Source organism: Pseudomonas cremoris (assembly GCF_014230465.1).
Window position 1 is genome coordinate 157293 of record NZ_JAAXCY010000005.1, and the last position, 25675, is coordinate 182967.

20 protein-coding genes and 4 tRNA genes are annotated in these 25675 nt (G+C 59.1%); 16 read left to right on the forward strand and 8 right to left on the reverse strand.

Features of this window, described 5'->3' with window-relative positions; genetic code table 11:
- Positions 1 to 158 precede the first annotated feature (158 nt).
- Positions 159 to 569 carry a PA0061/PA0062 family lipoprotein gene (locus tag HF257_RS13790; RefSeq protein WP_185706402.1) on the forward strand — a complete coding sequence of 137 codons (411 nt, stop codon included), beginning with the start codon at positions 159 to 161 and terminating at the stop codon, positions 567 to 569.
- On the opposite strand, the gene HF257_RS13795 is transcribed toward HF257_RS13790, so the two are convergent.
- A complete protein-coding gene (locus HF257_RS13795) occupies positions 566 to 724 on the reverse strand; it encodes a hypothetical protein (RefSeq protein ID WP_185706404.1) in 159 nt (52 codons plus the stop codon). The two genes, HF257_RS13790 and HF257_RS13795, sit on opposite strands and share 4 nt — an antisense overlap.
- A 197-nt stretch (positions 725 to 921) precedes the next feature.
- On the opposite strand from HF257_RS13795, the gene HF257_RS13800 reads away from it, so the two are divergent.
- Positions 922 to 1584, forward strand: coding sequence for a peptidase C39 family protein (locus HF257_RS13800; protein WP_185706406.1), 663 nt, complete (start codon positions 922 to 924; stop codon positions 1582 to 1584).
- 141 nt (positions 1585 to 1725) lie between these two features.
- Here the strand turns inward: HF257_RS13800 and pbpG are convergent, their stop codons facing one another.
- The gene (gene pbpG, locus HF257_RS13805; RefSeq protein WP_185706408.1) at positions 1726 to 2649 is read right to left on the reverse strand and encodes a D-alanyl-D-alanine endopeptidase; all 924 of its coding nucleotides are present in this window, start codon (positions 2647 to 2649) and stop codon (positions 1726 to 1728) included.
- Positions 2650 to 2856: 207 nt separating this feature from the next.
- Positions 2857 to 3711 carry a bifunctional methylenetetrahydrofolate dehydrogenase/methenyltetrahydrofolate cyclohydrolase FolD gene (folD, locus tag HF257_RS13810; protein WP_185706410.1) on the reverse strand — a complete coding sequence of 285 codons (855 nt, stop codon included), beginning with the start codon at positions 3709 to 3711 and terminating at the stop codon, positions 2857 to 2859.
- 279 nt (positions 3712 to 3990) lie between these two features.
- Between folD and HF257_RS13815 the strand changes: the two genes are divergently transcribed.
- The 10 genes from HF257_RS13815 (at position 3991) to HF257_RS13860 (ending at position 13401) form a co-directional block, all read left to right on the forward strand.
- Positions 3991 to 4067, forward strand: a tRNA-Arg gene (locus HF257_RS13815).
- Positions 4068 to 4099: 32 nt separating this feature from the next.
- Positions 4100 to 4175, forward strand: a tRNA-His gene (locus HF257_RS13820).
- A gap of 57 nt (positions 4176 to 4232) precedes the next feature.
- Positions 4233 to 4317 (forward strand) — tRNA-Leu (locus HF257_RS13825).
- A 79-nt stretch (positions 4318 to 4396) separates the two neighbouring features.
- Positions 4397 to 4472 (forward strand) — tRNA-His (locus HF257_RS13830).
- Positions 4473 to 4871: 399 nt separating this feature from the next.
- Positions 4872 to 6182, forward strand: a complete 1311-nt coding sequence (gene tig, locus HF257_RS13835) for a trigger factor (protein WP_185706412.1) — start codon at positions 4872 to 4874, stop codon at positions 6180 to 6182.
- 91 nt (positions 6183 to 6273) lie between these two features.
- Complete coding sequence (clpP, locus tag HF257_RS13840) at positions 6274 to 6909, forward strand: ATP-dependent Clp endopeptidase proteolytic subunit ClpP (protein ID WP_017736926.1); 636 nt, start codon at positions 6274 to 6276, stop codon at positions 6907 to 6909.
- A 112-nt stretch (positions 6910 to 7021) separates the two neighbouring features.
- Entirely contained in the window at positions 7022 to 8305 is a 1284-nt protein-coding gene (clpX, locus tag HF257_RS13845) for an ATP-dependent Clp protease ATP-binding subunit ClpX (RefSeq protein ID WP_010209414.1), read from the forward strand.
- Positions 8306 to 8479: 174 nt separating this feature from the next.
- Positions 8480 to 10876 carry an endopeptidase La gene (lon, locus tag HF257_RS13850; protein WP_185706414.1) on the forward strand — a complete coding sequence of 799 codons (2397 nt, stop codon included), beginning with the start codon at positions 8480 to 8482 and terminating at the stop codon, positions 10874 to 10876.
- A gap of 148 nt (positions 10877 to 11024) precedes the next feature.
- A complete protein-coding gene (locus HF257_RS13855; RefSeq protein WP_003174819.1) occupies positions 11025 to 11297 on the forward strand; it encodes an HU family DNA-binding protein in 273 nt (90 codons plus the stop codon).
- A 229-nt stretch (positions 11298 to 11526) separates the two neighbouring features.
- The gene (locus HF257_RS13860) at positions 11527 to 13401 is read left to right on the forward strand and encodes a SurA N-terminal domain-containing protein (RefSeq protein WP_185706416.1); all 1875 of its coding nucleotides are present in this window, start codon (positions 11527 to 11529) and stop codon (positions 13399 to 13401) included.
- Between the two features lie 107 nt (positions 13402 to 13508).
- On the opposite strand, the gene HF257_RS13865 is transcribed toward HF257_RS13860, so the two are convergent.
- Positions 13509 to 14711 carry an MFS transporter gene (locus HF257_RS13865; protein ID WP_185706417.1) on the reverse strand — a complete coding sequence of 401 codons (1203 nt, stop codon included), beginning with the start codon at positions 14709 to 14711 and terminating at the stop codon, positions 13509 to 13511.
- 116 nt (positions 14712 to 14827) lie between these two features.
- Here HF257_RS13865 and HF257_RS13870 point away from each other — a divergent pair, with 116 nt between their 5' ends.
- Positions 14828 to 15727 carry a LysR family transcriptional regulator gene (locus HF257_RS13870; RefSeq protein ID WP_185706418.1) on the forward strand — a complete coding sequence of 300 codons (900 nt, stop codon included), beginning with the start codon at positions 14828 to 14830 and terminating at the stop codon, positions 15725 to 15727.
- An 89-nt stretch (positions 15728 to 15816) separates the two neighbouring features.
- Positions 15817 to 16596: a DUF2242 domain-containing protein gene (locus HF257_RS13875; RefSeq protein WP_185706419.1), complete on the forward strand. Its 780-nt coding sequence runs from the start codon at positions 15817 to 15819 to the stop codon at positions 16594 to 16596.
- Position 16597: 1 nt separating this feature from the next.
- Here HF257_RS13875 and aceE read toward each other — a convergent pair whose 3' ends face one another.
- Positions 16598 to 19258 (reverse strand): pyruvate dehydrogenase (acetyl-transferring), homodimeric type, encoded by a 2661-nt coding sequence (aceE, locus tag HF257_RS13880; RefSeq protein WP_185706420.1) that lies wholly within the window; start codon positions 19256 to 19258, stop codon positions 16598 to 16600.
- Positions 19259 to 19403: 145 nt separating this feature from the next.
- Here aceE and HF257_RS13885 point away from each other — a divergent pair, with 145 nt between their 5' ends.
- Positions 19404 to 19874: a MarR family winged helix-turn-helix transcriptional regulator gene (locus HF257_RS13885; protein ID WP_185706421.1), complete on the forward strand. Its 471-nt coding sequence runs from the start codon at positions 19404 to 19406 to the stop codon at positions 19872 to 19874.
- Between the two features lie 47 nt (positions 19875 to 19921).
- On the opposite strand, the gene HF257_RS13890 is transcribed toward HF257_RS13885, so the two are convergent.
- From HF257_RS13890 to HF257_RS13900, 3 genes are all read right to left on the reverse strand, one after another.
- Positions 19922 to 20914, reverse strand: a complete 993-nt coding sequence (locus HF257_RS13890) for a transketolase-like TK C-terminal-containing protein (RefSeq protein ID WP_185706422.1) — start codon at positions 20912 to 20914, stop codon at positions 19922 to 19924.
- Positions 20915 to 21247: 333 nt separating this feature from the next.
- Entirely contained in the window at positions 21248 to 22282 is a 1035-nt protein-coding gene (locus tag HF257_RS13895) for an AraC family transcriptional regulator (RefSeq protein WP_185706423.1), read from the reverse strand.
- Entirely contained in the window at positions 22279 to 23409 is a 1131-nt protein-coding gene (locus HF257_RS13900; RefSeq protein WP_185706424.1) for a carbon-nitrogen hydrolase family protein, read from the reverse strand. The genes HF257_RS13895 and HF257_RS13900 overlap by 4 nt, the downstream gene beginning before the upstream one ends.
- A 212-nt stretch (positions 23410 to 23621) precedes the next feature.
- On the opposite strand from HF257_RS13900, the gene HF257_RS13905 reads away from it, so the two are divergent.
- Entirely contained in the window at positions 23622 to 25661 is a 2040-nt protein-coding gene (locus HF257_RS13905; RefSeq protein ID WP_185706426.1) for an NADPH-dependent 2,4-dienoyl-CoA reductase, read from the forward strand.
- Positions 25662 to 25675: the final 14 nt, after the last annotated feature.

Here is a 25675-nt window from a genome sequence, read left to right on the forward strand (position 1 = left end):
AGTCTTGCCCGACCCACCTAACAGGCACCTTTCAGCCAAGTGAAGGAACATTTAGTTAAGGGCTGAAGATCGTTTCATATGTATTCATTTGTTCTACACAGGTCGGCTCCTCAAGCTTGTAACCCATTGGACACATCGTCTTTCTCTGGAGCCCTGCCATGTCACTCAAACCTCTTTTGTTGATTCCAGCCCTTGGTGCTGTGCTGTTGTTGTCGGCGTGTGCCGGCCCGATTCCCAAAGCCGACCCGAGCGAAGCCTGGATCGGCTTGAAGGAAGAAGCGCCGAACGATCTGATGGCTGAACGCGTAGACGGCAAGCGCGTGGATGACGGGCGCTTTTTTGAAGTGACCCCGGGGGACCATCGCCTGGACGTGACGTTGTTCGAAGAGGAGCCAGGCGACGACAATCAGCAGGACTGCCAGGGCCGAGTGGAGTACAAGGATTTCAAGGCGGGTGAGCATTACACCCTGGTGGAATCAAGCCTGGGCACCACCGTGCGCGCATCCCTGAAAGATGGTCACGGCAAGGAAGTCGCGGCGACTCAGGACTTCAATTGCATGCCTGGCTAAGCGTGGCGCACCGCTGCCTTGTGAGGTTTTGCAGGTGCAGCGGGTTTGACGTGGGGGTGGTGCCGGCGGGTAATGCGCAATACCCCCCACAACATGGCGCCGGCAACTGCCAGCCAACCGCAGATCAACAGGATAATCGTTGCAGCAAGGCTCATTTGGGCCTCCTTTCGCCCCGTCCGGGGCACACACAGTCTTCTCAATGGACAGTCTAGACACCTGGCGGTTGCCTGCTATTGACCAATGGTCGAGTCCGTCCAACTTCTTTGCTATATGCGCGCCGCCGTTCTCCTACAGAAACGCGATTGGGCTATGATCTGGGCCCTTACCGGCAGTTGATCAAGAGAGTAAAAAATTGCGGTTACGGTCGAACGTTAAATCATCGTGGGTATTGGCCTGTGCCTTGGGGCTTGCGGCCTGTTCCGGGCACCCGTCCAAGCTGCCGGGCCTGCCGGAGCGTGTCGAGCTCAATGGCGTGCCGACCTTTCGCAGCGAGGCTTATCAAAGTGGCCCTAGCGCGTTAGCCAGCATGCTGTCGCAACAAGGCATTGTCATGACACCGGGCTTGCTGGATAAGCCGCTGCATTTGCCAGGCGGCGAAGCGGACCTTGAACGCAACATGCAAGTGCTGGCGCGCGAGTACGGGCTGATGGTGTACCCGTTGGACGCCAAGCTGACGGCGGTACTGGCGCAGGTGGCGGCAGGTTACCCGGTGATGGCGCGGGTGGGCGGCGGGATTTGGTCGGATGCGCGCTACGTGGTTGTAGTGGGGTTCAACCAACAGAAGAGTACGGTGTTGCTGCGCTCGGGAATGGACCGGCGTTTGTTGATGAGCTTCAGCGACTTTGAATCGAAGTGGAAAAGCGCTGGGAGCTGGGCAATCCTCACTCAGCGCCCGAGCCAGTTGCCGGCCAATGTGGATGCCCAGCGCTGGCGTGATGCTGCCAATGCAACGGCCCAGGCCGGGCAGGAGCGTGCGGCGGCGCAGGCGCTTAAAGTGTTGGCTGAAACCAAGTAAGCAAGAACACCGCGAACCCCTGTGGGAGCGGGCTTGCTCGCGAAAGCGGTGTGTCGGGCTTAGATTCACTGACTGACCCAACGCATTCGCGAGCAAGCCCGCTCCTACACAGCCCCGCTTCTACAGGAATATCGTAGTGTTTTAGCGACTGGCTTCTGCCGCGTTAGGACGGTTCTTCAAGTTCTTGTCGGCCTTGTAGCGCAGCGCTACGTCGGGCACCGAGCCACTCTTGCCGGTTTCAACCCAATTACGAATCCGGCCCGCATCAGCAAAGTGGGTGAATTTGCCAAACGCATCCAGGATCACCAGCGACACCGGGCGGTTACCCATGCTGGTCACCAGCACCAGGCAGTGGCCGGCTTGGTTGGTGAAGCCGGTCTTTGTCAGTTTGATATCCCAGTTGGCGCGGTTAATCAGGTGGTCGGTGTTGGAGAAACCCAAGGTGTAGTTGGGCTTGCGGAACGAAACGGTCTTTTCCTTGGTGGTGCTCAACTGGCTGAGCATCGGATAGTGGCGTGCGGCGGCCAGCAGTTTGCTCAGGTCACGGGCAGTGGATACGTTGTGGATCGACAGGCCGGTGGGTTCCACGTAGTGGGTGCTGGTCATGCCCAGCGCCTTGGCCTTGGCGTTCATCGCCGCGATAAACGCTGGGTAGCCGCCAGGGTAGTGGTGGGCCAGGCTGGCGGCGGCACGGTTTTCCGAGGACATCAGGGCGATCAGCAACATTTCTTTACGCGGCATTTCGCTGCCGATCTTCACGCGGGAGAACACGCCTTTCATTTCTGGCGTGTCCTTGATGTTGATGTCGATGTACTCGTCCATGTTCTGCTTGGCTTCCAGCACGATCAGGCCGGTCATCAGCTTGCTCACCGAGGCGATAGGGACCACCACGTCGGGGTTGCTGGAATAAATGACCTTGTTGGTCTGCAGGTCCACCAGCATGGCGCTGCCTGAAGCGATCTGCAGCTTGGAAGTGTCACGCGGAGCCTGGGTGGTCTCGGCGGCGTGCGCGAAGGTGCCTGTAAATGCAAAAAATAGGCTGACGAGAGAGAGACGAATTTTCACGCGGATGAACTCGCTAAAAGTAAGGAAATACCGTTCGGGAACGGGTTATATGACAAATGCCGTTACATTTTAGGAGTATGGATCAGAAACTGTCGAATGTTCTTCTGAAAGCAGACGAAAGTACCTAAAAACTAAGAAAAAACGGGTTTTATTGCGGCCAATAAAAAGCCCTGCGATAAGGCAGGGCTTTTTCAGTGCCGCTGGTTATTAGTCGTGCAGGTTTTCTGCAGCGTACAGCGTGTTTTCCAGCAGGCAGGCACGGGTCATCGGGCCTACACCGCCCGGGACCGGCGTGATCCAGCCAGCGCGGGGCAGGGCGGTTTCGTACACCACGTCGCCCACCAGCTTGCCATCTTCCTGGCGGTTGATGCCCACGTCGATAACGATGGCGCCTTCCTTGATCCACTCACCCTTGACCAGGCCTGGCTTGCCGGCGGCGACAACCACCAGGTCGGCTCGCCCGACGTGGCCGGCGAGGTCTTTGGTGAAGCGGTGGGTGACGGTCACGGTGCAGCCGGCCAGCAGCAGTTCCATGGCCATCGGGCGACCGACGATGTTGGACGCGCCGACGACAACGGCATCGAGGCCGTAAAGGTCGACACCGGTGCTTTCCAGCAGGGTCATGATGCCTTTCGGGGTGCACGGGCGCAGCAGCGGGATACGCTGGGCCAGGCGGCCGACGTTATAGGGGTGGAAACCGTCGACGTCTTTGTCCGGGCGGATACGCTCCAGCAATTTGGATGCATCCAGGTGTTCCGGCAGCGGCAGTTGCAGCAGGATGCCGTCGATGCCAGCGTCGGCGTTGAGGCCATCGATCAGGTTGGTAAGCGCCTGTTGGGAGGTCTCGGCAGGCAGGTCATAGGCCTTGGAAATAAAGCCGACCTCTTCACAGTCTTTACGCTTGTGCGAGACATAAACCTGAGAGGCAGGATCGCTGCCGACCAGGATCACCGCGAGACCAGGCGTGCGCAGGCCTTGCTGGCTGCGCTCGGTGACTCGTTTGGCGATCTGCTGGCGCAGGCTGGCGGCGATTGATTTGCCGTCGATAAGTTGTGCAGTCATTACGCGTGATTAACCATCGAGAGGGGGAAGAAAAGTGCGCGCATTCTCGCATGCCATGGCGTGAGGGCAAAGGCGCTTGGTCTGCAAATTGCCCTAACCCCTTAAATAAAATGAATTTTTTTCAAAAAAGATTTGACGGGTTTCGAGGCCCTCTATACTATTCGTCGCACTTGTCGGGCACAGCCTAGCACTGGTTAAGAAGGTCGAGCAGAATAGATGGTTGTTCTGTAAGGCTGGAAGCACTTAGTTTGTAGTCCTAATAGAATACAGATTAATCAGGCGCCCGTAGCTCAGCTGGATAGAGCATCCGCCTTCTAAGCGGATGGTCGCAGGTTCGAGTCCTGCCGGGTGCGCCATTAGGCAGCTTTGGCACAAGTAGCGCTATATGGTGGGCGTAGCTCAGTTGGTAGAGCACGGGATTGTGACTCCCGTTGTCGAGGGTTCGATCCCCTTCGTCCACCCCATATTCTGAAAAGGCGCCAGATTAATCGTCTGGCGCCTTTGCTTTAAGAGCTTCAAGCGCGGATGTGGTGGAATTGGTAGACACACTGGATTTAGGTTCCAGCGCCGCGAGGCGTAAGAGTTCGAGTCTCTTCATCCGCACCAATTTCAAGGCGTCGCCCTACCGTCAGGTAAGGTGAGGTTCAACAAAGAAGATGTATGAGTTCTTTGTTAATGCAATATGGTGGGCGTAGCTCAGTTGGTAGAGCACGGGATTGTGACTCCCGTTGTCGAGGGTTCGATCCCCTTCGTCCACCCCATATTCGAAAGGCGCCAGATTTAACAGTCTGGCGCCTTTTTTGGTTTTAGCGGTTCTGATATTCGCGACTGCAGGTGCTGGGTCGCAGCGGCAGGGCGTTTCATCGTATTTATGTGTCTCGATGATGCCGCGCTGCCTGCTCGCCCTGTTTGCGGGGTGGGCCGTCAGGGAGATGGATGACGACCTCTTCTATATATAGAAGGGGCGGCGCAGAGCCCTGGCGTGATGGGATGTATTTGTCACCGGGGCGAGGTACTTCAGTGCCTTCGTACCGATAAATTGCCGGCTGTTTTCGGGTGAGTTTCCAGTAGGGTGACTTCTTGAGTTTGACCCACTAGAATGCATGCCCTTGATTGGGGTCGGAAATGGCCGGCTAACGTCTGTGCAACGAGGAATATCCATGCAAGTTTCTGTTGAAAATACTACTGCTATCGAACGTCGCCTGAGCATCACCGTTCCGGCTGAGCGTATCGAGACTGCGGTCAACAAGCGTCTGCAGCAGACTGCCCAGAAGGCCAAGATCGCTGGTTTCCGTCCAGGCAAAGTGCCAATGAGCGAAATCAAGCGCCGTTTTGGTGCTGATGCGCGTCAGGAAGCTGTTGGCGACGTGATCCAGGCCTCTTTTTACGAAGCTGTTGTTGAGCACAAGCTGAACCCGGCTGGTTCGCCTTCGATCGAGCCTAAGTCCCTGGAAGTTGGCAAGGACCTGGAATACGTCGCTACTTTCGAAGTGTTCCCAGAGTTCACCGTTGCCGGTTTCGAGTCCATCGCCGTAGAGCGCCTGAGCGCTGAAGTGGCTGATGCCGACCTGGACAACATGCTGGAAATCCTGCGCAAGCAGAACACTCGTTTCGAAGCGGTTGATCGTGCTGCCCAGAACGAAGACCAACTGAACATCGATTTCGTTGGCAAGGTTGACGGCGAAGTATTCGCTGGCGGCTCCGCCAAGGGTACTCAGCTGGTGCTGGGTTCCAACCGCATGATCCCGGGTTTCGAAGACGGCCTGGTTGGCGCTAAAGCCGGCGAAGAGCGCGTTCTGAACCTGACTTTCCCTGCTGACTACCAGAACCTGGACCTGGCTGGCAAAGTCGCCGAGTTCACCGTGACCGTCAACAGCGTTTCCGAGCCTAAGCTGCCAGAGCTGAACGAAGAGTTCTTCGCTCAATTCGGTATCAAGGAAACCGGTATCGAAGGCTTCCGCACCGAAGTTCGCAAGAACATGGAGCGCGAACTGCGTCAGGCCATCAAGTCCAAGGTCAAGAACCAGGTTATGGACGGTCTGCTGGCTGCCAACCCGATCGAAGTGCCTAAGGCCCTGCTGTCCAACGAAGTGGATCGCCTGCGCGTACAAGCTGTTCAGCAGTTTGGTGGCAACATCAAGCCTGACCAACTGCCGGCCGAGCTGTTCGAAGAACAAGCCAAGCGCCGTGTCGTGCTGGGTCTGGTCGTGGCTGAAGTGGTCAAGCAATTCGACCTCAAGCCTGACGAAGATCGCGTTCGCGAAATGATCCAGGAAATGGCTTCGGCCTACCAGGAGCCTGAGCAGGTTGTGGCTTGGTACTACAAGAACGACCAACAGCTGAACGAAGTACGTTCGGTTGTGCTGGAAGAACAAGTTGTGGATACTGTTCTGCAGAAGGCTAAGGTGACCGACAAAGCGGTCTCTTACGAAGAAGCAGTCAAACCGGCGGAAGCAGCACAAGCCGACTGATTGTCCAACTCGTTGGAAATACAACCATAAGCCAGCCTCGCGCTGGCTTATGCGTTTTCAAGACATGACTATTTGGGAGTAACTGCAGAGCATGTTCCGTAATTCCTATATTCAGCAGAACTCTGATATCCAGGCCGCTGGCGGCCTGGTCCCGATGGTTGTCGAGCAGTCCGCTCGTGGCGAACGCGCCTACGACATCTACTCGCGCCTGCTCAAGGAGCGAGTGATCTTTCTGGTGGGCCCCGTAGAGGACTACATGGCCAACCTGATCTGTGCGCAACTGCTGTTCCTTGAAGCGGAAAACCCGGACAAGGACATCCATCTCTACATCAACTCCCCAGGCGGTTCGGTGACAGCGGGCATGTCGATCTACGACACCATGCAGTTCATCAAGCCAAACGTATCGACCACCTGCATCGGCCAGGCCTGCAGCATGGGCGCTTTCCTGCTGACCGCGGGTGCCGAGGGCAAGCGTTTCTGTCTGCCGAACTCCCGCGTGATGATTCACCAGCCACTGGGCGGTTTCCAGGGCCAGGCTTCGGACATCGAAATCCACGCCAAGGAAATCCTGTTTATTCGTGAGCGTCTCAACACGCTGATGGCCAAGCACAGCGGGCGCACCCTGGAAGAAATCGAGCGCGACACCAACCGCGACAATTTCATGAGCGCTGAAGCCGCACGTGATTATGGGTTGATCGACGCAGTGATCGACAAGCGCCCCGCTTAATATAAGCCGCTCAAAATAGGGCTGGTCGGCATGTCCGACCACTGGCGGGCTTGAAAAAGCCCGCATAAGCCTTCATCTTGTGTTGCAAGCCTATCGGATTTGGATCGAACGAATGACTGACACCCGCAACGGCGAGGACAACGGCAAGCTGCTCTATTGCTCCTTCTGCGGCAAAAGCCAGCATGAAGTACGCAAATTGATTGCCGGCCCCTCGGTGTTTATCTGCGACGAGTGCGTCGACCTGTGCAATGACATCATCCGCGAGGAGGTGCAGGAAGCCCAGGCCGAGAGCAGTGCGCATAAATTGCCTTCGCCTAAAGAAATCAGCGGCATCCTTGACCAGTACGTGATTGGTCAAGAGCGTGCAAAGAAGGTTCTGGCCGTAGCGGTATACAACCACTACAAGCGCTTGAACCAGCGTGACAAGAAAGGCGACGAAGTCGAGCTCGGCAAGAGCAACATCTTGCTGATCGGTCCTACAGGCTCGGGTAAAACCCTGCTTGCAGAAACCCTCGCTCGTTTGCTGAACGTTCCGTTTACCATTGCCGACGCCACCACCCTCACCGAGGCTGGCTACGTGGGTGAGGACGTCGAGAACATCATTCAGAAGCTGCTGCAGAAGTGCGACTACGACGTAGAGAAGGCCCAGATGGGCATTGTCTACATCGACGAAATCGACAAGATTTCGCGCAAGTCCGACAACCCGTCCATCACCCGGGATGTTTCCGGTGAAGGCGTGCAGCAAGCCCTGTTGAAACTGATCGAAGGCACGGTTGCTTCCGTACCGCCACAAGGTGGTCGCAAGCACCCACAGCAGGAATTCCTTCAGGTTGATACGCGCAACATCCTGTTTATCTGTGGCGGTGCGTTCTCCGGTCTGGAAAAAGTTATCCAGCAGCGTTCGACCCGTGGCGGCATTGGTTTCAGTGCCGAAGTACGCAGTAAGGAAGAAGGCAAGAAGGTAGGCGAGTCCCTGCGTGAAGTCGAGCCTGACGATCTGGTCAAGTTCGGTCTGATCCCGGAATTCGTAGGCCGTTTGCCGGTCCTGGCCACGTTGGACGAGCTGGATGAGGCTGCTCTGATTCAGATCCTCACCGAGCCGAAGAACGCCCTGACCAAGCAATACGCCAAGCTGTTCGAAATGGAAGGTGTGGACCTCGAATTCCGTACCGACGCGCTCAAATCGGTGGCCAAGCGGGCACTGGAGCGTAAAACCGGTGCGCGTGGTTTGCGTTCGATCCTCGAAGGCGTGTTGCTCGACACCATGTACGAAATCCCCTCGCAGTCTGAGGTGAGTAAAGTGGTGATCGATGAAAGCGTTATAGAGGGTAAGTCCAAGCCACTGTATATCTACGAGAACAGTGAGCCGGCTGCCAAGGCTGCGCCAGACGCGTAAGCGTTTTGCGGTTGCGGTACAAACAAGGGGCCTTTAGGGGCCCCTTTGTTTTTGAAGCGGTTTTTGTTGTGAGATGTTTCCTGCGTTTAACTGCTGGCAATAAGCTTGTTTTTTTTGCATGCAGCCCCCATCTTGGTTTCAAGCTTATTTTTCATCTGTCATAGAGGCGAAATCATGAAGACCACCATCGAATTGCCTCTCCTGCCGTTGCGTGATGTCGTCGTCTATCCGCACATGGTTATCCCGCTGTTCGTGGGGCGCGAGAAGTCTATCGAAGCCCTTGAGGCAGCGATGACGGGCGACAAGCAGATCCTGCTGTTGGCCCAAAGAAATCCTGCTGACGATGATCCGGGCGAAGACGCCCTGTATCGCGTCGGCACCATTGCGACTGTTTTGCAACTGCTCAAGCTGCCCGATGGCACCGTCAAGGTGCTGGTGGAAGGTGAGCAACGCGGCGCGGTCGAGCGCTTCATGGAGGTGGACGGCCACCTGCGCGCCGAAGTGGCGCTGATCGACGAAGTCGAAGCCCCTGAGCGCGAGTCCGAAGTCTTTGTACGCAGCCTGCTTTCGCAGTTCGAGCAGTATGTGCAGTTGGGCAAGAAGGTCCCGGCCGAAGTCCTGTCCTCTCTCAACAGTATCGATGAGCCAAGCCGCCTGGTGGACACCATGGCTGCGCACATGGCGCTGAAGATCGAGCAGAAGCAGGACATTCTCGAAATTATCGACCTGTCGGCCCGTGTTGAACACGTGTTGGCGCTGCTGGATGCCGAAATCGACTTGCTGCAAGTCGAAAAACGCATCCGTGGTCGTGTGAAGAAACAAATGGAGCGCAGCCAGCGCGAGTACTACCTGAATGAGCAGATGAAGGCCATTCAGAAGGAGCTCGGCGACAGCGAGGAAGGCCACAACGAAATCGAAGAGCTGAAAAAGCGCATCGACGCCGCAGGCCTGCCGAAAGACGCTCTGACCAAAGCCAATGCCGAGTTGAACAAGCTCAAGCAAATGTCGCCGATGTCAGCCGAAGCCACCGTGGTTCGCTCCTACATCGACTGGCTGGTACAGGTGCCGTGGAAGGCCCAGACCAAAGTGCGCCTGGACTTGGCACGTGCCGAGGACATCCTCGACGCCGACCACTATGGTCTTGAAGAGGTCAAGGAACGCATCCTCGAATACCTCGCCGTGCAAAAGCGAGTGAAGAAGATTCGCGGTCCCGTGTTGTGCCTGGTTGGCCCGCCTGGTGTGGGTAAAACCTCCCTGGCGGAGTCGATTGCCAACGCCACCAACCGTAAATTCGTGCGTATGGCCCTTGGTGGCGTGCGTGACGAAGCCGAAATTCGTGGCCATCGCCGTACTTATATCGGTTCGATGCCAGGAAGATTGATTCAAAAGATGACAAAGGTGGGTGTGCGCAACCCGCTGTTCCTGCTCGATGAAATCGACAAAATGGGCAGTGACATGCGTGGCGATCCGGCGTCTGCTCTGCTGGAGGTGCTCGACCCCGAGCAGAACCACAATTTCAACGATCATTACCTGGAAGTCGACTACGACCTGTCCGACGTAATGTTCCTGTGCACCTCCAACTCCATGAACATTCCGCCAGCCTTGCTGGACCGGATGGAGGTGATTCGTCTGCCGGGTTACACCGAAGACGAGAAGATCAACATCGCGGTCAAATACCTCGCGCCCAAGCAGACTTCGGCCAACGGCCTGAAGAAAGGCGAGATCGAATTTGAGGTCGAGGCGATCCGTGACATCGTGCGCTATTACACCCGCGAGGCCGGTGTACGGGGCCTGGAGCGCCAAATTGCGAAGATTTGCCGTAAGGCGGTCAAGGAGCATGCGCTGGAAAAACGCTTCTCTGTGAAGGTGACGGCGGATTCCCTGGAGCACTTCCTGGGCGTACGTAAATTCCGTTACGGCCTGGCTGAGCAGCAGGATCAGGTCGGGCAGGTGACAGGCTTGGCGTGGACTCAGGTGGGCGGCGAGTTGCTGACTATCGAAGCCGCAGTGATCCCGGGCAAGGGGCAACTGATCAAGACCGGTTCCCTCGGTGACGTGATGGTCGAGTCCATCACAGCCGCGCAGACCGTGGTGCGCAGCCGCGCCAAGAGCCTGGGGATCCCCCTGGACTTCCACGAGAAGCACGACACCCACATCCACATGCCGGAAGGGGCGACGCCCAAAGACGGCCCTAGCGCTGGCGTGGGCATGTGCACGGCCCTGGTATCGGCGTTGACCGGCATTCCGGTGCGTGCTGATGTGGCAATGACGGGTGAAATCACCTTGCGTGGGCAAGTACTGGCCATTGGTGGCCTGAAAGAGAAATTGCTGGCCGCACATCGGGGTGGCATCAAGACCGTGATCATTCCCGAAGAGAATGTTCGCGACTTGAAGGAAATTCCTGACAACATCAAGCAAGATCTGCAGATTAAACCGGTTAAATGGATTGACGAGGTCCTGCAAATTGCGCTGCAATACGCGCCGGAGCCCTTGCCGGATGTGGCTCCGGAGATAGTTGCAAAGGACGAAAAACGCGAGTCTGATTCCAAGGAAAGAATTAGCACGCATTAATGCGGTTAAGCCTGGGGGCTTCCTTGACAGCTTTTTAGAGCCCTTGTTATAAAGCGGCTCTTAAGTGTCTGTAGGCCATTCAGCACTGGTTTTTGCTTTCACCAAAAAACTTAGAATCATACTCAATAGATATATAAGGGGACTTAGAGTGAACAAGTCGGAACTGATTGATGCTATCGCTGCATCCGCTGATATCCCGAAAGCTGCTGCTGGCCGTGCGCTGGATGCAGTAATCGAATCCGTCACTGGCGCTCTGAAGGCCGGCGACTCCGTGGTACTGGTAGGCTTCGGTACTTTCTCTGTGACTGACCGCCCAGCTCGCACTGGCCGTAACCCACAGACTGGCAAAGCACTGCAAATCGCTGCTGCCAAGAAACCAGGTTTCAAAGCCGGTAAAGCCCTGAAAGAAGCCGTTAACTAAGCTTCGCTCAAGCCTTACCTACCCGGGTCGAACGCAGGTTCGACCTGGCAGCGGAGCGGCAGCTGACCCACGTATCCATCGGGTCACCACGCCGGGGGGAGAACTCAAGCCCCCGTCCGCTCCGCCAGTTGCGAGAAGGCGCATCCTAGGATGCGCCTTTCTTATATCCGTACTCTACCCACGCTCCACGGTTGCCTATTTTTGAAGATCAACCGTTTCTGGGGGACGCATGCTGCAAAATATCAGGGACAATTCACAAGGCTGGATTGCCAAGACCATTATCGGGATCATCGTCGCATTGATGGCGTTCACCGGTATCGAAGCTATTTTCCAGGCTTCGGGTAACAACAAGCAGGACGTGGCCAAGGTCAACGGTGAAGAAATCACCCAGACCGAGCTGAGCCAGGCCGTCGACATGCAACGTCGCCAGCTGATGCAACAGCTGGGCAAGGATTTCGATGCTTCCCTGTTGGACGAAAAATTGCTGCGCGAAGCGGCCCTTAAAGGTCTAATCGATCGCAAGCTGCTGCTGCAAGGCGCGGCTGATTCCAAGTTTGGCTTCTCTGAAGCGGCACTGGACCAGGTGATCCTGCAGACGCCGGAATTCCAGGTGGACGGCAAATTCAGCGCCGAACGCTTTGACCAGGTGATCCGTCAACTGGGCTATAGCCGCATGCAGTTCCGTCAGATGCTGACCCAGGAAATGCTGATCGGCCAGGTTCGTGCGGGTATCGCCGGTAGCGGTTTCGTGACCGACGCCGAGGTACTGGCATTTGCCCGTCTGGAAAAACAGACCCGCGACTTCGCCACCGTCAATATCAAGGCCAACCCTGCGGCGGTGAAGATCACCGACGAGGAGGTCAAGGCTTACTACGACCAGCACGCCAAAGAGTTCATGACGCCGGATCAAGTGGTCATCGACTACCTGGAACTGAAGAAGTCGTCTTTCTTCGACCAGGTGACCGTCAAGGACGATGAACTGCAGGCTGCCTATCAGAAAGAAACCGCCAACCTCGCTGAACAGCGTCGTGCGGCGCACATCCTGATTGAAGTCAACGACAAGGTCACTGACGCCCAAGCCAAGGCCAAGATCGAAGAGATCCAGGCACGCCTGGCCAAAGGCGAGAAGTTCGAGGCCCTGGCCAAGGAGTTCTCCCAAGACCCAGGTTCGGCCAGCAATGGTGGTGACCTTGGCTTTGCCGGCCCAGGCGTCTACGACCCGGACTTCGAAACCGCCTTGTACGCGTTGAACAAGGACCAGGTTTCGGCACCGGTGCGTAGCACCTTTGGTTGGCACCTGATCAAGCTGCTGGGCGTTGAAGCACCTCAAGTGCCGACCTTTGCCAGCCTGAAAGACAAGCTGACCAAAGAGCTCAAGACCCAACAGGTTGAGCAGCGTTATGTCGAGGCGACCAAGCAATTGGAAGACGCGGCATTCGAGGCCTCCGACCTGGCACAGCCAGCGTCCGATTTGAAGCTGACCGTGCGTACCTCTGCGCCGTTTGGCCGTGAAGGTGGCGAAGGTGTTGCGGCCAATCGTGCCGTGGTCACCGCTGCATTCAGCCCGGAAGTGCTGGATGAAGGTGCTAACAGTTCCGCTATCGAGCTGGACCCGGAAACCATCATTGTGCTGCGTGCTAAGGAGCACTTGAAGCCTGCGCAACTGCCGCTGGAAAGCGTCGCTGCAGCGATCCGCACCCAGATGACCAAGGAGCGCGCCAGCGCGGCTGCCAAGGCTCATGCTGACGAGTTGATCGCCAGCCTGCGCGATGGCAAGACCCCGCTGAACCAGCCGGTCGACGGTCAGGCGTGGAAGGTTACCGAAGCTGCTACCCGTAACCAGGAAGCGATCGAGCCTGCCGTGCTGCAAGCCCTGTTCCGTATGCCTAAGCCTGCGGCCAAGGACAAGCCGACCTTCACCACCGTGACCCTGGCCGATGGTAGCCTGGTGATCGTGCGCTTGAATGGCGTTAACGAAGCCGCTGCCCCAACGGACGAAGAAAAAGCGCAAATCCGCCGCTTCCTCGCCTCCCGTGTTGGCCAGCAAGACTTCGCGGCGTACCGCAAGCAGTTGGAAGAGAAAGCTGACATCAAGAAGTTCTGATGTCGCTTTGAACAAGAAGCCCCCGGCCTGAAAAGACCGGGGGCTTTTTTATGTGCGCTAGAGTGAACGGCCTGGGCGCGTGAGCGCTGTCGTTCGGGAAGGGAGTGTCAACCGTGTCGGTTCAAGGAATGGATGGCTGGCCGGCTCAGGTGTTGGGTCGCCGTCTGTGACGCGCCGATCAGGGCAAGCAACATCAGCAAAATGACTGCCCATGGAAAGGCCGTGACGCCCCAGGCTTGAAGCAGTACACCGCCCGCCAAGCCACCGCCGGCGATGCCCAGGTTCCATACGGTCACCAGCATCGATTGCGCGGCATCGGCTGATTCTCCTGCCGACTTGGCCAGTGCCGTTTGCAGCAATGCCGGTAGGCCGCCAAACGCCAGGCCCCACGATGCGACCGCAAAATAGACGATCGCCGGCACACTGATCCATAACGCCAGCACTAAAGCGATCAGGCCAAATAGCGCACAGCTGATCAACAGCAAAACGCGCAGCCACCGGTCGATCAGCACGCCAGCCAGCCAGATACTCAGCAGTGCCGCCAGGCCGAACACCAGCAGTACCCGATCGATTTCCACTGCAATCCCGGCAGGCACTAGCAGTGGGGCGATGTAGGTGTACAGAATGTTGTGGGCCAACACGTAGGTAAAGGTCACCCATAGCACCGGACGAATGCCGGGTAAGGTCAGCACCTGGCGTAACCCCATGCGTTTTTCGGCGGGCTGGCCGGCAAAATCCGGGAGCTGCCAACGCGCCCAGACCAGCAGTATCAGTGTCAGCCCGGTCATGATCGCAAAACTCAGGCGCCAGCCGACAACGTTACCCAGCAAGGTGCCGGCTGGCACGCCCAGGGATAAGGCCAGTGGTGCGCCAAGCATCGCCACGGCAATTGCACGACCTTGCAGATGTGGCGCGACCATCCGGCTGGCATAACCAGCCAGCAACGCCCACAGCAGCCCGGCGAATACCCCGGCAAAGAAGCGTGCCACCAGCGTCAGCCCATAGTGACTGGATAAGGCGGTCACGCTGTTGACCAAGGCAAAACCGCCGATGGCGAGCAGCAACAACGGACGTCGACGCCAACCACGGGTCAGCAACGTCAGGGGGATGGCGGCCAGCAATGAGCCCAGCGCGTAGAGGGTGACCAGTTGGCCAACCAGTGCAGGCGACACGCCCAGGCCATCGCCCATCTGTGGCAACAGCCCGGCGGGCATGGCCTCAGTGAGGATGGTAATAAAGCCCGCACTGGCCAGTGCCAGCAAGCCGCCCAGCGGCAGCGTATCCGGGGAGTCGCTAACAAGTGAAGTCATGACGCTGTATCCATGCAAAAGGGCAAGGACGCAGAGTAGGGGGCTGCCGTCTGCGGAAAAACAGGCTAAGGTTCCGAACTTATCGGACACACTCGTCCGTAATGCAGGGTCACATCATGGACAGTTTGGGCAGCCTTTCGGTATTTGTGCAGGTCGCAGAGACCCGCAGTTTCACGGCTGCGGGGCGCGTCTTGGGCGTGTCGTCCTCGGCGGTGGGCAAAAGTATCGCGCGTATGGAAGAACGCCTGGGCGTGCGGTTGTTTCATCGCAGTACGCGCAGTATCACGCTCACCGGGGAAGGCACGTTATTCCTTGAACGCTCGCGGCGTATCCTGGCCGAGGTGGAGGCCGCCGAACGCGAGCTAACCGAGGCCAGTGCGACGCCTCGGGGCAAGTTGCGCATCAGCCTGCCGCAGGTGCGCGGCTTGTTGATGCCGGTGCTCAGTGACTTCATGCGTGCTTACCCTGAGATCGAGCTGGATGTGGATTTTTCCGACCGCATGGTAGACGTGATCGAAGAGGGGTTCGACGCGGTCATTCGCACCGGCAAACCGGAAGATTCACGGCTGATGGCCCGCCACCTGGGGCACTACCAATTGGTGTTGGTGGGCACCCCGGCTTACTTCCTTCAGCACGGCACTCCGCAACACCCCCACCACTTGAGCGACCACGCCTGCCTGCGTCACAAATTCTGCGCGACAGGCAAACTGGAGCCTTGGCCGTTGCGTCTTGCGCCCGGTGCCGCAGAGCCGGTCTTGCGCGCTCCGTTGGTCAGCACCACCATCGAATCCCTCAACCATGTGGTGCACGAGGGGTTGGGCATTGCCTGCCTGCCGGATTACATGGTCAACAGAGCCGTGGGGGAGGGGCGCCTGCAACGGGTATTGGATGATTACCTGGAGCACCGTGGCAGTTTCTGGATGTTGTGGCCGTCAAGCCGCCATGCCTCGGCCAAATTGCGTGTGTTTATTGATCATATGTGTGCAGGGCTTTTTCCTGCAGGCACCGTCGCGTAGGCCTGTGACGTTTTACCGACAGGAATGCGCGCGCCAAGGCCTCGTTCTGTTGCACAATACCGCCCGGACCGTTTTCCTCAGGATTTTCAATGTCGACATCATTTCACTTGCGTAGCCTCGGGCTGGCGCTGGTGCTGGCGGGCGCCGCGGGCTGCTCGTCACCCAAGACCGCTATTTATGAACATGAGAATTTCGACGACTCCGGTACGTTTTCGCGCGATTACCCGGTCAGTGATGTGGCGGCGTGCGAAGCCGCGCGCCGCGCCTTGCTGAGCCAGGGCTACATCATTACCAGCAGCGACCCGAAGCTGGTGGTGGGTAACAAGAGTTTCCAGCAGACCGGCGAGACCCATCTGCAGATCAGCTTCAACGTGGTGTGTGCCGATGATGGCAAAGGCACCAACCATTCGACGATGTTCGCCAACGCCTTGCAGGACCGCTATGCGCTGAAGAAGGTCAACAACTCGGCGAGCCTGGGCGTGGGCGTGTTGGGGTCGGTATCGATGCCGATTGGCTCCACGGATGACTCGATGGTGAAGGTGGCCAGCGAAACCGTGTCCGCACCGAAGTTCTACGAGCGTTACTTTGCGCTGGTGGACGTGTTCCTGCCGCAAGAGGTGAAGAAGGCCGAGCACATTGCCGAGAAGCCAAAGGCTGACTTGGGCGTGCCGGAGCCAAAAGTCGCACCGGCTGCCGAGAAGGTCGAGGCGCCGAAGGCAGAGCCCGCAGCGTCGGAGCCGGTCGCACCGCCTGTCGAGCCTGCGCCGATTGCGCCGCATGAAGAGCCGGCCGCCGCGCCCGCGACGACCAACCCCGAGCTGCCAGCGCCGACAGAAGCGATTCCACCGCTACCGACGCCTGCGCAGTAAATCAGACCGCTACGGGGTCGGCCTTGTCGACGTTGATCCCGTAGCGCCTGATCGCCTCACTGACTTTATCGCGGCCGATCACGCCGTCATCCGCCAACGCCTTCAAGGCCGCCAGTGCGATGAAGTAGCGATCTACCTCAAAGAACTCCCGCAAGGTTTCCCGCGTATCCGATTGCCCGAAGCCATCGGTACCCAGCGCGACAAAGCGTCGGCCCGGTACGAATGGGCGGATCTGGTCGGCGAATAGCTTCATGTAATCCGTGGCGATCACCAGCGGTCCAGCTTCGTTGGCCAAGCATTGTTCCACATAACTCACACGCGGCTCGCTTTCCGGGTGCAGCAGGTTCCAGCGTTCTACCGCATGCCCTTCACGGCGTAACTCGGTGAGACTGGTTGCGCTCCACACGGCACTGCGCATGGCGAAATCCTTTTCCAGCAACTCAGCGGCGGCGATCACCTCCCGCAGGATCGAACCGCTGCCCATCAGTTGCACCTGTGGCTGTTCGCTTGCGCTCAGTCGGTACATGCCCTTGAGAATCCCATCCTCGACACCTTCGGGCATGGCCGGGTGTGGGTAGTTTTCGTTGAGCAGGGTGATGTAGTAGTAGATGTCCTCCTGTTCGACATACATGCGCCGCATGCCTTCGCGAATAATCACCGCAAGCTCGTAGGCAAAGGTCGGGTCGTAGGACACGCAGCACGGGATCACCGACGACAGAATGTGGCTATGGCCATCGTCATGCTGCAAGCCTTCGCCCATCAGCGTTGTACGTCCCGCCGTGGCCCCCAGCAGGAAGCCGCGTGCGCGTGCATCGCCCGCTGCCCAGGCCAGGTCGCCTACGCGCTGGAAGCCGAACATCGAGTAGAAGATGTAGAACGGCACGGTCATCAGGCCATGGTTGCTGTAGGACGTGCTCGCCGCAATCCATGAGGAAATGGCACCGGATTCGTTCAGGCCTTCCTGCATGATCTGTCCGTCTTTGCTCTCCTTGTAGTAGCTCAATTGCCCGGCGTCCTGTGGGGTATAGAGCTGGCCGACGGCGGAGTGGATGCCGATCTGACGGAACAGGCTTTCCATGCCAAAGGTGCGCGATTCGTCTGGCACGATAGGCACGATCAGTTTGCCCAGGTGCGGGTCCTTGAGCAGGGTGCCGAGGATGCGCACAAAAGCCATGGTGGTGGAGATCGCGCGGTCGCCGGTGTCCTTGAGCTGGGTGGCGAATGCGCTCAGCTCGGGGATCTGCAGCGACTCCACGGCACTGTGGCGTGCGGGTACATAGCCGCCCAAGGCTTGGCGGCGCGCAGCAAAGTAGCGGGCTTCCTCGCTGTCGGCGGCGGGCTTGATGTACGGGATGTCGGCGAGCTGTTCATCCGCCACTTCCAAGTCGAAACGGTCGCGGAAGGCTTTCACCGCGTCGGCGCCCATCTTCTTCAGTTGGTGATTGATGTTTTGGCCTTCGCCGGCTTCGCCCATGCCGAAACCCTTGACGGTCTTTGCCAGGATCACCGTCGGTTGGCCGGTGTGGCGCACAGCGGCAGCGTAGGCGTTGTAGACCTTGTCGGGGTCATGCCCGCCCCGTGAGAGTTTCCAGATGTCGTCGTCGGACATATCCGCAACCAGCGCGAGCAACTCCGGGTATTTACCGAAGAAGTGTTCGCGCACGTAGGCGCCGTTCTGGGATTTGTAATTTTGATAGTCGCCGTCCACGCACTCCATCATGCGCTGGCGCAATAGGCCGCTCCTGTCCCTTTCCAGCAGGGCATCCCAACCACCGCCCCAGATCACCTTGATCACGTTCCAGCCGGCAGCGCGGTACAGGCTTTCGAACTCCTGGATCACCTTGGCATTGCCGCGCACCGGGCCGTCCAGGCGTTGCAGGTTGCAGTTGACCACGAAGATCAGGTTGTCGAGTTTCTCGCGCCCGGCCAGGGAGATGGCGGCCAGGGATTCCGGCTGGTCCATTTCGCCATCACCGAGGAAGGCCCACACTTTGCGGCCCTGGTGCTGCTTGAGGTCACGAAATTCCAGGTAGCGCATGAAGCGCGCCTGGTAAGCGGCTGTGATCGGGCCGAGGCCCATGGACACGGTGGGAAATTGCCAGAAGTCCGGCATCAGCCGTGGGTGCGGGTAGGAGGAAATGCCTTCGCCACCGGCTTCGCGGCGGAAGTTATCCAACTGCGTTTCGCTGATGCGGCCTTCCAGGTAGGCGCGGCCGTAGATGCCGGGGGAGGAGTGGCCCTGGATGTACACCAGGTCGCCGTCGAAGCTGTCGGTACGCCCACGGAAGAAATGGTCGAAGCCTACGTCATACAGCACCGCGGCTGACGCATAGGTCGCGATGTGCCCACCCACACCTGAGTGTTTGCCTGCACGCAGCACCATCGCCATGGCGTTCCAGCGGATATACGCATTGGTGCGGCGTTCAATGGCCAGGTTGCCGGGGTAGGGCAGTTGGCGGTCCACCGGGATGGTGTTGACGTAGGGGGTGGTGACCCGCCCGTAGAAGTCGCCATGCCGCGCCACGTCGAAATCCAGCAACTGATCGATCAGGTAGTGAGCGCGCGGGCGGCCTTCGGTGGACAGCACCGATTCGATGGACTCCAGCCACTCGCGGGTTTCCTGTGGATCGTCGTCGCGTCTGACTGCGTTATTCGGGGTCATGTGAGGCTCCAGGGTAGGCGGATTTCAAGTGGCGGGCTCCTTGTGGGAGTGCCGTCAAAGTAATTGCAATTGCAACTACATGATCGAATCTAGCGCGGGATGAGCTACTATTGCAACCTTCTTGAAATTCCCCGGATGGTGTTGCATGTCGTCGAAAGAGCCTGATGTATGGTTCCGTTTTGTCAGGGCCCACAGGACGGTCATCCGTGAAATTGAACGGCGCCTGGCCGAAGCCGGCTTGCCGCCCTATGCCTGGTACGACGCGTTGTGGGGCTTGGAAAGCGGCCCCGACGGCACCCGCCGCATGCACGAACTGGCCGATGTGCTGGCCATCGAGCGCTACAACCTGACACGCTTGGTCGACCGCCTGGAAAAGGACGGCCTGGTGGTACGCTCGCGCTCCGACGGTGATGGTCGTGCGGCGTTTGCCTCGATCACGGATGCCGGGCGGGTGTTACGTAAAAAGATGTGGAAGATCTACGAGAGCACCGTGGATGAGCTGTTCCTGTCGCAAATCGAGCCGGAGCAGCGCCAAGGCTTTGCCGATGTGTTGGAGCGAGCGGCGGGGATGGCGGCGGAGGCGGGTGTGCAGACCCGTAGCCGCCGCAAAACCTAACGAACAACCGAGAACCCTTGTGGGAGCAGGCAAGCCAGCTCCCACAGCTAATCGCATTCCAGTGCATAACGATTCATCGCTATCTCGACCTGTCGCCAATCCAGGCGCGCTTCCTCCACCAGCGCCCTTAGCGCCGACACCACAACCCAATACCGGCTCGGCGCGGCCCCCAGCGCGACAAACCTGGCATCGACGTACCCCGCCAGTTGATCGACGATCGGCTGCGGATATCCGGTGACAGCAATCACGGGCGCCTCACTTCCCTCAAGGCATTCGCGCAAGTGACAGCTACGCTTGGTGGCCGTGGGATGCAGGCGATTCCAGCGCTCAGCGACGGCTGCCTCGCGCGCTAATCGGGTGTAGCTGGGGCAGCTCCACACTTGCGAAGTCACTCCCCAATCCTGCTCCAGCAATTGCGCTGCCTGGATGACCTCCTCAAGGGCCTGCCCAGCCCCGAGCAATCGAACATCAGCAATTGGCCGGCGCTGGATGGGGTACATACCCTGGAGTGCCGCCTCACGGTCCCTTTCATCCAATGGCATTGCGCGCTCGTGATCATGCAGCGCCAGGTAGTAAAACCCCGGCTGGCCCTCGACATACAAGTTGCGCAACCCGCCCAGCACAATCGCCCGGGCTTCTTCGCCGCAGGATGGGTCGTACGGCGTACAGCGTGGGTGGGTGGTCAGCCAAAGAGGCAAGGACGGCTGTGCGCCCTTGGGCCAGGGGGAGGGGTGGTTCTCGATGTCGTTGCACAAAATGCCGCGCAGCGCCGTAGCCTCCGACAGGGCACACAACTGCGCCGACGATGCCGCGCTGTGCAGGTACAGCATTGGCTTTTCCGAAGTATTGCGTGCAAACCAGGTGGGCCAACTGCCCGGGCGCCGAGAGCGTGTCTGACCCCGAATCACCCACGCCTGACGGCTGAGTTCCAGCGTATTGGCCATGGTCATCACGGTGTACAACGGCGAATGGCAGGAAGGGTCGGCAGTGCTCAAAGCATCGAGGCAGAGCTGTGCAGCGTGGGCGGTAGAGGCGGGCATGGGTTGAGTCTCCTGAGAGCGGATGCCCGTACCCTAACGGAGAAGGTCATTTGATTGCAATTGCAATGATTGCAATAGTTGGTGAAAACCCAGGTGCTAAATTCCTACAACGCTGCTACGTTTAATCCTGAAGCGCAGGAACGTCATGGCGTCGACATTTTTTCGTCACGACGGCACTTTAGGCTGGTGATGCAGGTCATTTATCTGCAGCCGCTTTTAATTCAAGAAGGAGTCCAGCATGGACGATTACCAGGAAGAACTGCTCGAGTACCACGCGATTGAGCTGGACCCGTTGGAACCGGCAGACGACGCAACAGAGCTGTAAGACCGACTTCAGGCGGAATGCCGCTGACTGCGGCGAAATTCCCCTGGGGTCTGGTTGTTCCACCGCCTGAACGCCCGTTGAAACGCTTGGGCTGAGGCAAAACCGAGCAGGTAGGCGATTTCGCCGAATGCCAGTTCCGTATCGCGAATGTAGGTCATGGCCAGGTCGCGGCGGGTATCGTTGAGAATCGCGCGGAACTGAGTGCCTTCTTCGGCCAGTTTGCGGCGCAGTGTCCAGGTAGGCAGCTTCAAGCGTGCCGCCACTTCTTCCAGGTCGGGTTCCCGGCCACCATTGAGCATCGGCCCGAGCAACCGGGTAATGCGCTCGCGCAGGCTGCGGGTGCGCGTCAACTGCTCCAATTCCCGTTCACATAGCTGCAACAACAGGTGCCAGGTACTGGGGCAATGCTGTGGGTTGCGCAACGCCAGGGTGTGCTGGTTCAGACGCAGTTGATTGGACTCGGCGCCGAACAGAAGGTGACCGTCCCCCAACACGCTGTACTGTTCGCTGTAGTCCGGTGCTTCGAACTCGATTTCGATGCGTTGCGCCTGCACCGGTTGCTGCACCAGCGCCGACAACTGAAACAGCCAGCCGGCAATGATCGAGTCCACCACAAAGCGGTTGTAGGCGTTATACGGGCTGATGGAATAGAACCGCAGCCAGGCGCCTTCGGCATCTTCATGAAAGCTCGATTGCCCGCGATAATTGGAGCCGTACAGCGCTTCGAAGCGAGTGAGGGTGCGCGCGGCCTCGCGGACATTGGGCGCTTGGGCCGCCGTCACGCCCGCAAGGCCGGCCTGGCTCAAACGGCTGAGCTGGCCCATGCGCAGGCCCAGGCCGGGGTTGCCGGTCAGTTGGATGGCCGCATGGCCCAGGCGCATGTAGCGCGGAATCGACAAGCGTGCCCCGGCCTCGGCGAGGCGCGCCGGATCAAGGCCGTATTGCAGCAGCAGCGGTTGCGGGTCCAGGCCGTGGCTTTGAATGGCATCGGCCAGGGTGTGCACGAAGCCCACCGACAGGTCCCCCAGCCGTACCGGCTTCACAACCACACATTCAACAGGCGCGCGCCACGGGCACCGTCGTCGGCGCTGATCTGCCCGTTGCTGCTGAGGAAGCTATGCCCGGCGGTGCCCAGGTCCCAGAACTGCCCGCGCAGGAACACGCTCATGCCCGCAGCGGCTTGGCTGATGGGTTGTTGGCTGATCAAGGTCAGGCGACGCCACGCTTCGCCCTCGCTGAGCTCTTCGGGCCTGAGGCTGATTTCCGGCGGCGTGGATACGCTTTTGAAGCCGCGCCAAGGCCGGTCCCAGGTGTCGCGACCGAGTACGAACGCCGGCACCGCAATCAATTGCGCGCCTTGCTCGTTGAGCTTGCGGTAGTTATCGGGGTACCAGCTGTCACTGCCTACCAGCACGCCCAAGCGCCCAGCCGGGGTGTCGACCACGCTGACGACATTTTCGTCGCCGGGTGCGATAAACCCGCGCTCATCATAGATCGGATAGAGCTGGCGCTGGGGCTGGCCCACGGGCAAGCCGTCGGCGTTGAACACCAGGCTGGCATTGAACAAAGCGCCATGGCCGACCTGCAATTGTCCCTGGCTCACACTTGGGTTGGGCAGGGCGATGGAGCCGGCCACCAGGGTGACGCCAAACTCCTTGGCCAGGCCGCCAAACAGCGCCTGGTAGTCGCGGGCCATGCCGGAAGCCTTCATGCGCAGGTAGGCGTCATCGGTGCGGTTGTCGCCGGTCGCACTGATCCAGGCGCGGGCAAACTGCAGTGGATTGCTGACGGACAACCAATTCATCGCATCCTTTGCATGCAACGCCTGGTACACCTCATTCTTTTCGCCCTTGAGCATCAGCCAGGTGCCGATATGTTCGGGTAGCACCACGATGGTCTTGTCATTGATCAACCCCTGGTCGCGGGCCTTTTGCAGGTAGGCCGCGAGTTTCAGGTGCAGGCGCTCCAGGCTCTGGTAGTCCGCCGGGAACAGCTCCGGCTGGATGCCCAGCAAGTTGCCGCGATCGGCCGGCAGGCCTTCGTTCACGGCGAGGGTGATCCGCAGGTCCGACAGGTAATGCGCCACGGGGCGCTCCTGGGTCCAGACCAGATACGCGGCGATGGCGGCAACCAAGGCCAGGGAGACGGTAAAAGCTAGAAGTTTACGCATGGGGCAACAGACAACAGACCGTGTGCAGGGTTCGCCGACTAGGGTAGGGCCCGCGCAACGGATTGCCAAGGGGCGCTGTGCATTTGGATCAATAACTTGTCAGTTTCGGTCATTGAGCCGTCGTCCACCGCCTCTTAGTCTGTGGGACATAAACCGATGGCAGGCCATTCGAGCCTGCCACGTCCCGTGATGATCTGTTGTGGAGCTTGACCATGACCGCTGCTGCCTACCCGCATCTGCTGGCCCCGTTGGACCTGGGTTTTACCACCTTGCGCAACCGCACCCTGATGGGCTCGATGCACACTGGCCTGGAAGAAAAGCCCGGTGGTTTCGAGCGCATGGCGGCCTATTTTGCCGAACGTGCCCGTGGCGGCGTGGGCCTGATGGTCACCGGCGGCATTGGTCCAAACGATGAAGGCGGCGTGTACGCGGGGGCAGCCAAGCTGACCACCGACGAAGAAGCGCAAAAGCACAAGATCGTCACCCAGGCGGTGCACGCGGCAGGCGGCAAGATCTGCATGCAGATCCTCCACGCCGGCCGTTATGCCTACAGCCCCAAGCAGGTTGCACCGAGCGCGATCCAGGCGCCGATCAACCCGTTCAAGCCTAAGGAGCTGGACGAAGAGGGTATCGAGAAGCAGATCCAGGACTTTGTCACCTGCTCGCTGCTGGCCCAGGTCGCCGAGTATGACGGCGTGGAAATCATGGGTTCCGAAGGCTACTTCATCAACCAGTTCCTTGCCGCGCACACCAACCATCGCACCGACCGCTGGGGCGGCAGCTATGAAAACCGCATGCGTCTGGCAGTGGAAATCGTGCGCCGGGTGCGGGACGCGGTAGGGCCAAACTTCATTATTATTTTCCGCCTGTCGATGCTCGACCTGGTGGAAGGCGGCAGCACCTGGGAAGAAATCGTGCAGTTGGCCAAGGCCATCGAGCACGCCGGTGCGACCATCATCAACACCGGCATCGGCTGGCACGAAGCGCGGATCCCGACCATCGCCACCAAAGTACCGCGCGGTGCGTTCAGCAAAGTCACTGCCAAGCTGCGTGGCGCCGTGCAGATTCCGCTGATCACCACCAACCGTATCAACACCCCGGAAGTGGCCGAGCAAATCCTGGCCGAAGGCGACGCGGACATGGTCTCGATGGCACGGCCGTTTCTCGCCGACCCGGAGTTCGTCAACAAGGCAGCGGCCGGGCGTGCGGATGAAATCAATACCTGCATCGGTTGCAACCAGGCCTGCCTGGACCACACCTTTGGCGGCAAGCTGACCACCTGCCTGGTCAACCCGCGGGCGTGTTATGAGACTGAGCTGAATTACTTGCCGGTGAAGCAGATCAAGAAAATCGCAGTGGTCGGCGCCGGCCCTGCCGGCCTCGCCGCTGCCACGGTCGCGGCTGAACGTGGCCATCAAGTGACCCTGTTCGACTCTGCCAGCGAGATCGGCGGCCAGTTCAATATCGCCAAGCGCGTGCCGGGCAAGGAAGAGTTCTTCGAAACCCTGCGCTACTTCAAGCGTAAATTGCAGACCACCCACGTTGAGCTGTGCCTCAACACCCGAGTGGATGTCGAGCAACTCAAGGCGGGCGGCTACGACGAGATCATCCTGGCCACCGGCATTGCGCCGCGCACGCCGGCGATTCCCGGCATCGAGAATGCCAAGGTGCTGAGCTACCTGGACGTGATCCTGGAACGCAAACCGGTTGGCAAGCGCGTGGCAGTGATCGGTGCGGGCGGTATTGGTTTCGACGTGTCGGAATTCCTTGTGCACCAAGGCGTGTCTACCAGCCTGGATCGCGAAGCGTTCTGGAAAGAGTGGGGCATCGACACCCAACTGCAAGCCCGTGGCGGCGTGGCCGGTATAAAGCCTGAGCCTCACGCCCCGGCACGTGATGTGTTCCTGCTGCAACGTAAAACCTCCAAGGTCGGTGACGGCCTGGGCAAGACCACCGGCTGGATTCATCGCACCGGCTTGAAGAATAAACACGTGCAGATGCTCAACAGCGTCGAGTACCTGAAGATTGACGATGCAGGCCTGCATATCCGCATCGGCGCCGAAGGCGAGCCGCAGGTGTTGGCGGTGGACAACATCGTCATTTGCGCCGGCCAGGACCCACTGCGCGAGCTGCAGGACGGCCTGGTCGCGGCAGGCCAGAACGTGCACCTGATCGGCGGCGCCGATGTGGCGGCCGAGTTGGATGCCAAACGCGCTATCAACCAGGGCTCACGCCTCGCCGCCGAGCTGTAAGGCGACAGGAGGGG